We start from the raw sequence: 13,345 nt of genomic DNA on the forward strand, positions 1-13,345 counted from the left end.
CTGAATACCTTTTCTTGTTGTTATGCATGCAAGTCTAGAGCTTGCGCTGCACGGAGTTTAAACAGGGATTTTCCGGGCGCAGGTAACAAAGGGACGTACAAATGTCACCACTTGGTGACATAGCGTCCGCTGCCCAATGCACTGGCCAGGCTGGGTGCCAAGGGTAATGCAGGCAGCAACACGGCTTGCCAGGCATGGTACAGGTCCGGTTTGCCCGCCCAGATTTTGCTGCTGGGCTGGTTGTGCGGGCTGAGTTCGTGATGCCAGCTGCCATGGAGCCGGTCGATGAAATGGGTTTCGCAAAACTCCCAGAACCGCCGGTACCAGATTTCATAATGCAACTCACCGGTACGCTTGAGCAGCGCCTGGGCCGCAGCGCTGGCTTCGGCATGGGTCCAGTGCAGGCGTTCGCGAACGACCGGGCGGTTGTTCCAATCCAGGGTGTAGACAATGCCCGGCGCACCATCCACGGCCCAGGCATAGTCGCAGGCGCTGGCAAACAGCCCTTGGGCATCGCTCACCAACCAGTCCGGCGTGAACAGCCCGGCTTGCAGGCGCGCGGCTTCCAGATGCAGTACCAGCCGCGCCCATTCGAAGCCATGGCCGGGGGTGATGCCGTAGGGACGGAAACCGTCGGCGGGGTTGTCTTCATTGTAAGCGGGCAAAGGCTTCCACTGGGCGTCGAAGTGCTCGATCACCATAAAGTGGCTACCGGCGGCGTGGGTGTGGATAACGCGCTCGACGATACGCAACGCGCGGTCCAGCCAGCGCGTGTCACCGGTGACATCGGCCAGGGCGAGGAACGCTTCGGTGGCGTGCATGTTGCTGTTGGCGCCGCGATAGGCTTCGACGCCGCTCCAATCGCGGGCGAAGGATTCGAGCATAACGCCCTCCTCTTCGCTCCAGAAGAACTGGTCGATGATATGGACCGCATCGTTCAACAGGGTGTGTGCACCGGGTGCACCGGCCACCACCGCAGAGCTGGCGGCCAGGGCGACGAAGGCATGCAGGTAAGCGGCCTTGCCGGTATTGCCATCGATGGCATCGGGCGCGGCGAACCAGCCACCGTGTTCGCTATCGTGCAACGGGCCACTGAGGGCCGCGACGCCGTGGGCTACCAGCTCGGCGTAACCGGGCAGCCCCATGGCGTGGGCCATGGCGAAGCTGTGGGTCATACGGGCAGTGTTCATGGTTTCGGCATGGGCATCGGCCGGCAACTGGCCTCTATCGTCGAGGTTGCCAAAGCCGTGCGGCAGGCGCGAAGCCTTGGCAAATGACAGCAAACGCTGGCCTTCTGCCGCGAGCCAGGCGTGATGGGCAGGTGCGTTCAGCCAACTGCTGGCAGGCAGTGGTTGCATGGTCATGGGTAGCCCTTGTTATTTTTTATGGGTGGCCGGAGTCTAAACAAGGGCGCGGGAGTGGCAAGTAACGAAGGGGACAAGAAATGTCACCGGACGGTGACAAAGGTGCGAGCGACATCGATTTACCTGACTAATACAGGTTTAAATGTGGGAGGGGGCTTGCCCTAATGCCAGTCAGTTAAGCGTACACCGCCGTCTGTAGGAGCGAGCTTGCTCGCGAAAAACGTCAACGATAACGCGTGCTTCCTGAATGAAGGCGGTGCCTGTGAGTTCTTCGCGAGCAAGCTCGCTCCTACAAAAAGCCTTAACTGACTGGCATTAGGGCTAGCCCCCTCCCACATTTTGGCCTCATTCACAGTCCACAGAACGAGTCATTGACCCAGCGGCGTGACCGCCGCCGGCGCATTGAGACGTTGATTCAGGTTCTGCACCTGGCTTTGCAAGGTCGTGATATTGCGCGTGGTCTGGATGCGGAACACGTCGAATTCCTTATTGGTCGGCGCATCCGTGGTGACGGGCTGGTTTTCCTGCGCGCTCTTGAGTACCAGCACGTCCTGCTCAAGACGGGCGATGGCCGCCGTCGGATTGCCTTGCTTCTTCAAGGCCGCCACGTCGTTAGCCAGGTCCTTGGTCTCAACCTGTGCCGCCTTGAGGCTGGCGACCGCATCGGTCAGGGCCTGCACCTGGCCCTGCAATTTGGCATTCGCATTCGCAAGCTCAGTGGTGCTGGCGCTCATCTGTGCCAGGCGCTGGTCGAGCGCGGTGGCTTGGCCGGCCACGCCCACTTGTTGCTTGCCCTGCTCGAGCAACTGGGCTTCCAGCTGCTTGATCTGCAATTTCAGGGCTTCGCCGCCGTTGTTCACATTGGCTTCGCTGGCCACGACCTTGCCGGAAATATCCTGCAGGCGCCCCGCCGCTTCTTCGCTGATACGCGCAAAGCTTTCCTGGGTGGCGACCAGTTGCTGGCCCATCAGGGAAATCTGCTGGAAGCTCCACCAGGCAAGACCGGCAAAGGCGATCAGCAATGCGCCGACCAGCGCCCACAACGGGCCGGTGTTGGCCCGTTTAACCTTGACCACAGGCGTCGTCCGCGAGCGCACCGAGGTGGCGGCAGTCGGCACGAAATCATCATCGTCCCCGGGATCAGCCCGCAGGCTGGGAACGTTGTCGAAGTCGTCTTTAGCATCGTTACGCATGAATCTATCCTGAATCAATGAGATGGCCGGCTGGAAAGCCGAGCGGCGCGAGTATAAACCCTGCGCCCGGCGCATGGGTCGACACGCAACCGGCGATACGGTTCCCGATGTGTTGCTGGTTGTGAGCTTAAGCGTGGCCCGGGGCCTGGGCCTTCCACCAGGTACAGAACTCGTCGAGGGCGCTCCACAGGCTGACCTTGGGCTCATAGTCGAGATAATGCCGCGCCCGGCTGATGTCGAGGGTGAAATCTTTGTTCATGACCTGCATGCCCAGGCGCGACAACGACGGCTCCGGCCGCCCCGGCCACATTGCGCAGAACGCCTCATTCAAAGCCGCCATGCTGTAGGACAAACCATAGGAGCGATAGCGGGTGACCTGCGGCAGGTCCATTTGTCGCATCACGTAGTTGACCACGTCCCACACCGGCACCGGCGTGCCATTGCTGATGTTGTAGGCCTTGCCCAATGCCGAACCAGGCGCCAGCAAACTGCTGAGCAGCGCCTCGTTAAGGTTGTGCACGCTGGTGAAATCGACCTTGTTGAGGCCGTCACCGACGATGGCCAGGCGGTTCTTGCGCTGCATCTTCAACAGGCGCGGGAACAGGCTCATGTCACCGGCACCGGTGACGAAACGCGGGCGCAGGGCCAGCACTTCCAGACCGAATTCCTGGGCCCCGAAGACCTTCTGCTCCGCCAGGTATTTGGTCGCCGCATAAGGATGCTTGAAGCGCTTGGGCACTTGCTCTTCGGTCAGCCCCAAGTGGTCGCGCCCATCGAAATAGATGGAGGGCGAGGACAGATGCACCAACCGCCCGACCCGCTGCTTGAGGCACGCTTCGACGACGTTCTCGGTGACCAGCACATTGCCCTGATGGAAATCCTGATACTTGCCCCACAGCCCGACCGCACCGGCGCAATGCACCACGGCCTCGACGTCACGGCACAGCGCGCGCACCAGGTCGGCATCGTTCAGATCACCCTGGATAAACTCGGCCCCGCGCCGCACCAGATGTTCCACACCCTCGGCACGTCGCCCGTTGACCCGCACGTCCAAGCCCTGCTCCAGGGCGAAACGCGCAAAGCGCCCGCCGATGAAGCCGCTTGCGCCGGTGACCAGAATCTTCATGCATTACCCCATGTTCTTTCGTTTTTCATCGCTGTTGCCTTGACGCCCGCCATCACTTCAACGGCACCAACCATTGCCCACAGACCTGTGCCAGATGCTCGGTCAACAGGCCCAACAGTCGCCCGCCGCTGCGCCAATGATGCCAGTACAGCGGCACGTCGATGGGCTTATCTGGCAGCAATTCGACCAACAGGCCGTTCTGCAGTTGGTCGCGTACCTGCAGTTCGGGTACCAGGCCCCAGCCCAGGCCGGCTTCCGTCAGGCGGATAAAGCCTTCGGACGACGGGCATAAATGGTGCTCGAAACCACCGTTCACCCCGAGCGAAGCCAGGTAACGGTGTTGCAGGAAATCATCCGGCCCGAACACCAGGGCCGGGGTACTGGCCAATTGGTCGGCCTGCACGCCAGCGGGGAAGTGTCGCGCGATAAACGCGGGGCTGGCCAATGCGCGATAACGCATGGCGCCAAGCGCCAGGCTGCGGGCGCCGGCCACCGGGCGCTCGCTGGCGCAGATGCAGGCCGCCACTTCACCGGCGCGCATGCGTTTGAGGCCGACAGTCTGGTCCTCTACCACCAGGTCCAGCAGCAAGTGCTGTTCGCCGCAGAAATCACTCACCGCCAGCGCCCACCAGGTGGCGAGGCTGTCGGCGTTCAGCGCGATGCGCAAGCGCTCGGGCATGCCTTCTTCGTCCAACGCGGGCACCTGGCTTTGCAGGTCGCGCTCCAGCAGCCGCACCTGTTGCACATGGTTGAGCAAGCGCCGACCGATATCGGTGGGGGTCGGCGGCGTTGCCCGTACCAGTACCGGTTGGCCGACGCGCGCTTCCAGCAGCTTGATGCGCTGGGACACGGCCGACTGCGACAGCCCCAGCACCTGCGCGCCGCGCTCGAAGCCCGCCTGTTCCACTACGGCCGCCAACGCGGAAAGCAATTTATAGTCGAACATCAGTTTCTCTAATGAGCGATCAGCAATATTGATTTTTCTTATACAGCCTGTACCCAGAGAATAGCCAGCATCGCTTCTCTCTTTATAAGGAACCTTCCATGGTTGGCGAAACTTCCCTGGCAACCCTGTTGCGCAGCATGAGCCCTCAGCTCAATGACGGTGACTACGTATTCTGCACCCTGCCCGATCACCGTATCCCGGCCGGTTGCGAGGTGATCGGCAGCTTTCGCGAGCAGGAAGGCCTGACGCTGATCCTGGAGCGCCGGCACGCCGAGAAGGCTGGCCTGGCATTCGACTATGTGGCGGCATGGATCACCTTGAATGTGCATTCAGCCCTCGAAGCGGTGGGCCTGACCGCTGCGTTCGCCAGCGCGCTGGGTCAGGCCGGTATCAGTTGCAACGTGATCGCCGGTTATTACCACGACCACCTGTTTGTCGGTCGCGCGGATGCCGAGCGCGCCATGCATGTGTTGCACCAGTTGGCGGCGGACGCGGAGTAAACCCAATGTGGCAAAGCTATCTGAATGGGCTGTTGGTGTCCCTCGGCCTGATCATGGCGATCGGCAGCCAAAACGCCTTTGTCTTGGCGCAAAGCCTGCGCCGCGAACATCACCTGCCGGTGGCCGCGTTGTGCGTGGTGTGCGATGCATTGCTGGTGGCAGCCGGCGTATTCGGCCTGGCGACGGTACTGGCGCAAAGCCCGCTGCTGCTGGGCATTGCCCGTTGGGGCGGCGCGGCGTTCCTGCTGTGGTACGGCACCCTGGCATTGCGTCGAGCGTTTTCGAAACAGAGCCTGGAGCAAGGCGCACACCTCAAGGTGCGCTCATTGCGCGCGGTGCTGCTCAGCGCCCTGGCGGTAACCCTGCTCAACCCCCACGTGTACCTGGACACCGTGCTGTTGATCGGCTCACTGGGCGCGCAGCAAACCGAACCGGGCGCGTATGTAGCAGGCGCCGCCAGCGCTTCGTTGCTGTGGTTCGCAACGCTGGCCCTCGGCGCGGCGTGGTTGGCGCCCTGGCTGGCACGCCCGGCCACCTGGCGCCTGCTGGACCTGCTGGTGGCCGTGATGATGTTCAGCGTGGCCTACCAATTAATCAGTGCGCCATGAACTTATTCCAAAAGGCTCTGGAACCTCTATCCCACACAGTTGTTGCGTGGTTTTGCCGCACCCCCGGTGCTATGATCCCGAACTTGCGCCGCAAAGAGTACAGACTCGCCGGCGCTTGTTTGGCCGCCCGTGATCGGCCTTGCGCTCACCGCAACTGACCTGATTAGGAGAATCATCATGGCTTTCGAATTGCCGCCGCTGCCCTACGCACACGATGCCCTGCAGCCGCACATCTCCAAGGAAACCCTGGAGTATCACCACGACAAGCACCACAACACCTATGTCGTGAACCTGAACAACCTGGTGCCAGGCACCGAGTTCGAAGGCAAGACCCTGGAAGAAATCGTCAAGTCTTCCTCGGGCGGTATCTTCAACAACGCCGCTCAGGTCTGGAACCACACGTTCTACTGGAACTGCCTGGCGCCAAACGCCGGCGGCCAACCTACCGGCGCACTGGCTGAAGCCATCAACGCTGCGTTCGGTTCGTTCGACAAGTTCAAGGAAGAGTTCAGCAAGACGTCCATCGGCACCTTCGGTTCCGGTTGGGGCTGGCTGGTGAAGAAGGCTGACGGTTCCCTGGCCCTGGCCAGCACCATCGGCGCAGGCAACCCGCTGACCAACGGCGACACCCCGCTGCTGACCTGCGATGTCTGGGAACACGCCTACTACATCGACTACCGCAACGTGCGTCCGAAGTATGTAGAAGCGTTCTGGAACCTGGTCAACTGGAAGTTCGTGGCCGAGCAGTTCGAAGGCAAGACCTTCACTGCCTAAGCAACGCTTGCAGTAGAAAGAGCCCGGCGATTGCCGGGCTTTTTCATGGGCGCTGGAAAGTAGCGAGTTGGTTGGAATCCTGGAACTCGCCGAAGGGAATTTGCCACGCACAGAGTGAGAGGAATAACCCTCTCGCGCTCTTCTGGAGAAAAAAGATGGAAGAAATCGGAAAAGCAGGCGGGCAGATGGCGATGCAACTCATCAGCGGCCTGATGAAAGGTCTTGCCGGTGGTGCAGGTGGCGGCGGCGATGAAGGTGGCGCGAAAGCACCTGAGCGCCCCGGTGAGGACAACATGCCACCGCCACCACCGAAGATTGATTTTTCAGTCAGTTAATCAATGCGTTTGAAATGCCAAGCTACCGTTGGCATGCAGCGCGTTAGTCAAACAGTCAGACGGCGGAACGAATCCGCCGTTTTTCTGGTTTTTTTCTTTCTGTCAGGCGTGAAGTCGCCTTGCGCGCCAATGTTCCTTTGACTGCCATCGCCCGATTGCCAATACTCATGGCATATTGAAGGCCACCCGCATGAGACAAGGAATGCCCCTTTGAAGCTGGAACTCAAAAACAGCTTGTCGGTGAAGTTGCTACGGGTTGTCTTGCTCTCGGCATTGATCGTGGGCGTAGCGCTGAGCGTGGCGCAGATCGTGTTCGATGCCTACAAGACGCGCCAGGCCGTGGCCGGTGATGCCCAACGTATTCTCGACATGTTTCGCGACCCCTCGACCCAGGCCGTGTATAGCCTGGACCGCGAAATGGGCATGCAGGTGATCGAAGGGCTGTTTCAGGATGACGCCGTGCGCGTCGCGTCCATCGGTCATCCCAACGAAACCATGCTCGCGGAAAAAAGCCGCGCCTTGCAGCAATCTTCCAGCCGCTGGTTGACCGACCTGATTCTGGGACAGGAACGCACCTTCACCACCGCCCTGGTCGGCAAGGGCCCCTACAGCGAGTACTACGGCGACCTGAGCATTACCCTTGACACCGCCACCTACGGCGAAGGCTTTATTGTCAGCTCAGTAATCATCTTTATTTCCGGCGTGCTGCGCGCCCTGGCCATGGGCCTGGTGCTGTACCTGGTGTATCACTGGCTGCTGACCAAACCGCTGTCGCGGATTATCGAGCACCTGACGTCGATCAACCCGGACCGGCCCAGCGAGCACAAGATCCCGCAGCTCAAGGGGCATGAACGTAATGAGCTGGGCCTGTGGATAAACACCGCCAACCAGTTGCTCGAATCCATCGAACGCAACACCCACCTGCGCCACGCGGCCGAGTCCAGCCTGTTGCGCATGGCCCAGTATGACTTTCTCACCGGCCTGCCGAACCGCCAGAAGTTGCAGGAGCAACTGGACAGGATCCTGACCGACGCCGGCCGTCGTCAGCGCCGGGTGGCGGTGTTGTGCGTGGGGTTGGATGACTTCAAGAGCGTCAACGAACAATTCACCTACCAGAACGGCGACAAACTGCTGCTGGCACTGGCCGATCGTTTGCGCGCCCATAGCGGTCGCCTCGGCGCGCTCGCACGCCTGGGGGGCGACCAGTTCGCCCTGGTGCAAGCCGATATCGACCAGCCCTACGAAGCCGCCGAACTGGCGCAAAGCATTCTGGATGACCTGGAAGCGGAATTCGCCCTCGACCAGGACCAGATTCGTTTGCGCGCCACCATCGGCATCACCTTGTTCCCGGAAGACGGCGACAGCACGGAGAAATTGCTGCAGAAAGCCGAACAGACCATGACCCTGGCCAAAAGCCGCTCGCGCAACCGTTATCAGTTCTATATCGCCAGCGTCGACAGCGAAATGCGGCGGCGCCGTGAGCTGGAAAAAGACCTGCGCGATGCCTTGAGCCGCGACCAGTTCCACTTGGTGTACCAACCGCAGATCAGCTATCGCGACCTGCGCGTGGTCGGTGTAGAGGCGTTGATTCGCTGGCAGCACCCGGAACACGGCCTGGTTCCGCCGGACCTGTTCATCCCGCTGGCGGAACAGAATGGCACCATCATTCCCATCGGCGAATGGGTGCTTGACCAGGCGTGCCGCCAACTGCGCGAGTGGCATGACCAGGGCTTCACCGAGCTGCGCATGGCGGTCAACCTGTCCACCGTGCAGTTGCACCACACCGAATTGCCGCGGGTGGTCAACAACCTGATGCAGATTTATCGCCTGCCGCCGCGCAGCCTGGAGCTGGAAGTCACCGAAACGGGCCTGATGGAAGACATCAGCACCGCCGCCCAACACCTGTTGAGCCTGCGTCGTTCGGGGGCGTTGATCGCCATCGATGACTTCGGCACCGGTTATTCATCCCTCAGTTACCTCAAAAGCCTGCCGCTGGACAAGATCAAGATCGACAAGAGCTTCGTCCAGGACCTGCTGGACGTAGACGACGATGCGACCATCGTGCGGGCGATTATCCAACTGGGCAAAAGCCTGGGCATGCAGGTGATTGCCGAAGGCGTGGAGACCGCCGAACAGGAGGCCTACATCATTTCCGAGGGCTGCCATGAAGGCCAGGGTTACTACTACAGCAAACCGCTGCCGGCCCGGGAGTTGGCGGCTTACTTGAAGCAATCGGAACGCAATAACGCGGCGATTCTTTGAGCGGGCCGAACGATTCCAAATATTTCACGCGTATAAGCCTTTACACAAAATGCAAATCTTTCGCATTATGTCGCAGCTTTTGCGCCCGCGCGCGCGCCCTATCAACAACCGAAGCAGGATGTTCGCCATGATTCGTATGCCCCTGGCCACCGCCAGTCTGCTGGCTATCGCCATTTCTCTCGCCGGTTGCGGCGAAGGTAAAGACAAGGCCGCCGCGCCTCAGGCGCCTGCCGCTGCCAGCACTACCGCCCCAGCGCCCGCCGCGCCTGCGGGCCAGGTCGACGAGGCTGCCGCCAAGGCCGTGGTCGCGCATTACGCAGACATGGTATTTGCGGTGTACAGCGACGCCGAGTCCACCGCGAAAACCCTGCAGACCGCCATCGACACCTTCCTGGCCAACCCGAACGACGACACGCTCAAAGCGGCCCGTACCGCCTGGATCGCTGCGCGCGTACCTTACCTGCAGAGTGAAGTGTTCCGCTTCGGCAACACCATCATCGACGACTGGGAAGGCCAGGTGAACGCCTGGCCCCTGGACGAGGGGCTGATCGACTATGTCGACAAATCCTACGAACACGCACTGGGCAACCCAGGCGCCAACGCCAACATCATCGCCAACACCGAGGTCCAGGTCGGCGAAGACAAGGTCGACGTCAAGGAGATCACCCCGGAAAAACTCGCCAGCCTCAATGAGCTGGGCGGTTCCGAAGCCAACGTCGCCACCGGCTATCACGCCATCGAATTCCTGCTCTGGGGCCAGGACCTCAACGGTACCGGTCCAGGCGCGGGTAACCGCCCGGCCTCAGATTACATGACCGGTGACGGTGCCACCGGCGGCCACAACGAGCGTCGTCGTACCTACCTGCGCGCCGTGACCCAACTGCTGGTCAGCGACCTGCAGGAAATGGTCGGCAACTGGAAGCCCAACGTCGAAGACAACTACCGCGCCACCCTGGAGTCGGAACCGGCTACCGACGGCCTGCGCAAAATGTTGTTCGGCATGGGCAGCCTGTCCCTCGGCGAGCTGGCCGGCGAACGCATGAAGGTGTCCCTGGAGGCCAACTCGCCGGAAGACGAGCAGGACTGCTTCAGCGACAACACGCATAACTCGCACTTCTATGACGCCAAGGGCATTCGCAACGTCTACCTGGGCGAGTACACCCGCGTCGACGGCAACAAGCTGACCGGCCCGAGCCTGTCGTCCCTGGTGGCGAAAGCCGACCCGGCGGCCGATGCAGCCCTCAAGGCTGACCTGGCGGCGACCGAAGCGAAAATCCAGGTGATGGTTGACCACGCCGCCAAGGGCGAGCACTACGACCAGTTGATCGCAGCCGGTAACGATGCGGGTAACCAGATCGTGCGTGATGCAATCGCTGCGCTGGTCAAGCAGACCGGTTCAATCGAAGCCGCTGCGGGCAAACTGGGCATCAGCGACCTGAACCCGGACAGCGCTGATCACGAGTTCTGATCAAGGCGCAGTTGAATGAGGCGACCTTTGGGTCGCCTTTTTTGCGCCATCTTCACCACAAAACCTATGTGGGAGGGGCGGTGCGACGATTCGACTTGCTCCCGATAGCGGTGTGTCAGTGACAAATGCATTTGCTGACCCGCCGCCATCGGGAGCAAGCCCCCTCCCACAGTTGATCCCTGTTGTTCCGAAGTCCGCCGGTTTACATGCCCTGCACCGCAGGTAGAATGGCGCCTCTGCCCAATCTTCAGAGCGAACTTCATGGCGTTGCCGACCCTGCGCATCATCGGTTTCATCATCGGCATCTTCCTGATCACGCTGGCGATCGCCATGGTCGTGCCCATGGCCACCCTGGTGATCTTCGAACGCACCGGCGACCTGCCGTCTTTCCTGTGGGCCAGCATGATCACCTTTATCGCCGGCCTGGCCCTGGTCATTCCCGGTCGCCCCGAGCATGTGCACCTGCGCCCGCGGGACATGTACCTGCTGACGGTGACAAGCTGGGTGGTGGTGTGCGTGTTCGCGGCGCTGCCGTTTTTGCTGACCCAGCACATCAGCTACACCGACTCGTTTTTTGAAAGCATGTCCGGCATCACGGCCACCGGGTCCACGGTGTTGAGTGGGCTGGACAGCATGTCGCCGGGCATCCTGATGTGGCGCTCGCTGTTGCACTGGCTCGGCGGCATCGGCTTTATCGGCATGGCGGTGGCGATCCTGCCACTGCTGCGCATCGGCGGCATGCGCCTGTTCCAGACCGAATCTTCGGACCGTTCGGAAAAGGTCATGCCGCGCTCCCATATGGTGGCGCGGCTGATCGTTGCGGCGTATGTGGGCATCACCATACTCGGCAGCCTGGCGTTCTGGTGGGCCGGCATGGGGTTGTTCGATGCGATCAACCACGCCATGTCGGCGATTTCCACCGGCGGGTTTTCCACCTCTGATGAATCCCTGGCGCACTGGAAGCAACCGGCGGTGCACTGGGTGGCGGTCGTGGTGATGATCCTCGGCAGCTTGCCCTTCACCCTGTATGTGGCGACATTGCGCGGCAACCGCCAGGCGCTGATCAAGGACCAGCAGGTGCAGGGTTTGCTCGGCCTGCTGCTGGTGACCTGGCTGGTGCTCGGCACCTGGTATTGGTGGACCACCAACCTGCACTGGCTGGACGCCCTGCGCCATGTGGCGCTGAACGTCACCTCGGTGGTGACCACCACCGGTTTCGCGCTGGGGGACTACAGCCTATGGGGCAATTTCTCACTGATGCTGTTCTTCTACCTGGGCTTTATCGGCGGCTGTTCGGGCTCCACTGCCGGCGGGATCAAGATCTTCCGCTTCCAGGTTGCCTATATCCTGCTCAAGGCCAACCTTAACCAGCTGATTCACCCACGCGCGGTGATCAAACAAAAGTACAACGGCCATCGCCTCGACGAAGAAATCGTACGCTCGATCCTGACCTTTTCGTTTTTCTTCGCCATCACCATCTGCGCCATCGCGCTGGCCCTGTCACTGCTGGGGCTGGACTGGATGACCGCGTTGACCGGCGCAGCCAGCACCGTATCCGGCGTCGGCCCCGGCCTGGGTGAAACCATCGGCCCGGCCGGCAACTTCGCCAGCCTGCCGGATGCGGCCAAGTGGATTCTGTCGCTGGGCATGCTGCTGGGGCGGCTGGAAATTATTACGGTGTTTGTGCTTTGTATTCCGGCGTTCTGGCGTCACTGACGCTCGACGCTTGCAGCAACCGCGCCCGGTATTCGCCGGGCGTGGCGTCAAACCAGCGGCGAAACGCGCGAAAGAAGTTGCTCGGGTCGGCGAACCCCAACAGGTAGGCGATTTCCAGCAAGGTCATGCTCGGCTGCGCCAGGTATTGCTCGGCCAGCTCGCGGCGGGTGTCATCGAGCAGGGTCTGGAAGCTGGTGCCCTCCTCCTGCAAACGCCGCTGCAAGGTACGCTGGGACAGGTGCAACGTCTGCGCCACCACTTCGCGCTTGGGTTCGCCCTGGGGTAGCAGGCGGCACAGCACTTGCCGTGCCTTGTGGGTCACGCGGCTTTCGGAAAAGCGCGCCAGGTATTCACCGGCAAACCGATCATGCAGCAGCGCCATGGCCTCGTTGGCCGTGGGCAGCGGGGCATCCATGTCAGCCTGTTCGAAAATCAGCGCGTCATAGGGTGCATTGAATTCCAGCGGCGCATGGAACACCTGTTTATAGGGCGCCTGGTCGACCGGCTGAGCGCCTTGCAACAGTACTTTACGCGGTTGCAGGGTTCGCCCGGTGAGCCAGCCGCACAGCGCCAACGCGCTGGCCAGCGAGGCTTCGGCGCTTTGCCGGGTGGGCGGCAGATGGTCACCGTGCACTGTCAGAATCAGCGCATAACCCTCGGGTAACAAGCGGAAGCTCAAGTCGGCGCTTTCGGCGATGATGCGCTGGTAACGCACCAGGCGCCCAAAGCCTTCGGCCAGGGTGTTGCTGGACATCAAGGCATAACCGGCCACATGAAACGATGCCGGGCGCACCACTTTCCCCATGTTCAGGCCAATTGCCGGGTTGCCCGACACCTCCACCGCGCGCTGCCACAAACGGGTCATGGCGTCTTGCGCAAACCGCGCGTCGGGATCACTGAGGGCGGCGTAGTCCAGCCCCAGTTGTTGGAACAGGGCCCGGCAATCCAGGCCGTCCATTTCCAAGGCCTTGACTATCCCCATCGCCCAGCTTGCAGAAGTTGTTCGTTCGCTCATGGCGTCTTCTTGAATAAAGCGGGCCTGAATGGCAGGCC

At 61.3% G+C, this 13,345-nt stretch carries 12 protein-coding genes; 7 read left to right on the forward strand and 5 right to left on the reverse strand.

All coding sequences use genetic code 11. The features are described from left to right. Nucleotides 1-104: 104 nt before the first annotated feature. From C4J88_RS20900 to C4J88_RS20915, 4 genes are all read right to left on the reverse strand, one after another. Nucleotides 105-1,364: an AGE family epimerase/isomerase gene (locus C4J88_RS20900; protein WP_124408008.1), complete on the reverse strand. Its 1,260-nt coding sequence runs from the start codon at nucleotides 1,362-1,364 to the stop codon at nucleotides 105-107. Nucleotides 1,365-1,732: 368 nt separating this feature from the next. Then, nucleotides 1,733-2,557: an ATPase gene (locus tag C4J88_RS20905; protein WP_124408009.1), complete on the reverse strand. Its 825-nt coding sequence runs from the start codon at nucleotides 2,555-2,557 to the stop codon at nucleotides 1,733-1,735. Nucleotides 2,558-2,684: 127 nt separating this feature from the next. After that, a complete protein-coding gene (locus C4J88_RS20910) occupies nucleotides 2,685-3,683 on the reverse strand; it encodes an NAD(P)-dependent oxidoreductase (RefSeq protein ID WP_124368122.1) in 999 nt (332 codons plus the stop codon). Between the two features lie 52 nt (nucleotides 3,684-3,735). Further along, nucleotides 3,736-4,629 (reverse strand): LysR family transcriptional regulator ArgP, encoded by an 894-nt coding sequence (locus C4J88_RS20915; protein ID WP_124408010.1) that lies wholly within the window; start codon nucleotides 4,627-4,629, stop codon nucleotides 3,736-3,738. Nucleotides 4,630-4,727: 98 nt separating this feature from the next. Here C4J88_RS20915 and C4J88_RS20920 point away from each other — a divergent pair, with 98 nt between their 5' ends. From C4J88_RS20920 to C4J88_RS20950, 7 genes are all read left to right on the forward strand, one after another. Then, complete coding sequence (locus C4J88_RS20920) at nucleotides 4,728-5,129, forward strand: ACT domain-containing protein (protein WP_124408011.1); 402 nt, start codon at nucleotides 4,728-4,730, stop codon at nucleotides 5,127-5,129. Nucleotides 5,130-5,134: 5 nt separating this feature from the next. After that, the gene (locus C4J88_RS20925) at nucleotides 5,135-5,737 is read left to right on the forward strand and encodes a LysE/ArgO family amino acid transporter (RefSeq protein ID WP_124364130.1); all 603 of its coding nucleotides are present in this window, start codon (nucleotides 5,135-5,137) and stop codon (nucleotides 5,735-5,737) included. Between the two features lie 177 nt (nucleotides 5,738-5,914). After that, nucleotides 5,915-6,511, forward strand: a complete 597-nt coding sequence (locus tag C4J88_RS20930) for a superoxide dismutase (protein ID WP_065949384.1) — start codon at nucleotides 5,915-5,917, stop codon at nucleotides 6,509-6,511. Between the two features lie 155 nt (nucleotides 6,512-6,666). Continuing rightward, on the forward strand, nucleotides 6,667-6,846 hold the full coding sequence (locus C4J88_RS20935; RefSeq protein ID WP_104504514.1) for a hypothetical protein: 180 nt from the start codon (nucleotides 6,667-6,669) through the stop codon (nucleotides 6,844-6,846). 210 nt (nucleotides 6,847-7,056) lie between these two features. Next, complete coding sequence (locus C4J88_RS20940; RefSeq protein WP_124368126.1) at nucleotides 7,057-9,108, forward strand: bifunctional diguanylate cyclase/phosphodiesterase; 2,052 nt, start codon at nucleotides 7,057-7,059, stop codon at nucleotides 9,106-9,108. Between the two features lie 127 nt (nucleotides 9,109-9,235). Further along, a complete protein-coding gene (locus C4J88_RS20945; RefSeq protein ID WP_124364132.1) occupies nucleotides 9,236-10,576 on the forward strand; it encodes an imelysin family protein in 1,341 nt (446 codons plus the stop codon). A 261-nt stretch (nucleotides 10,577-10,837) separates the two neighbouring features. Further along, the gene (locus C4J88_RS20950) at nucleotides 10,838-12,292 is read left to right on the forward strand and encodes a TrkH family potassium uptake protein (protein WP_124364134.1); all 1,455 of its coding nucleotides are present in this window, start codon (nucleotides 10,838-10,840) and stop codon (nucleotides 12,290-12,292) included. Here C4J88_RS20950 and C4J88_RS20955 read toward each other — a convergent pair. Continuing rightward, nucleotides 12,249-13,307 carry an AraC family transcriptional regulator gene (locus C4J88_RS20955; protein ID WP_124408012.1) on the reverse strand — a complete coding sequence of 353 codons (1,059 nt, stop codon included), beginning with the start codon at nucleotides 13,305-13,307 and terminating at the stop codon, nucleotides 12,249-12,251. The two genes, C4J88_RS20950 and C4J88_RS20955, sit on opposite strands and share 44 nt — an antisense overlap. Nucleotides 13,308-13,345: the final 38 nt, after the last annotated feature.

This window comes from Pseudomonas sp. R4-39-08 (assembly GCF_003852275.1).
Taxonomy (GTDB): Bacteria; Pseudomonadota; Gammaproteobacteria; order Pseudomonadales; family Pseudomonadaceae; genus Aquipseudomonas.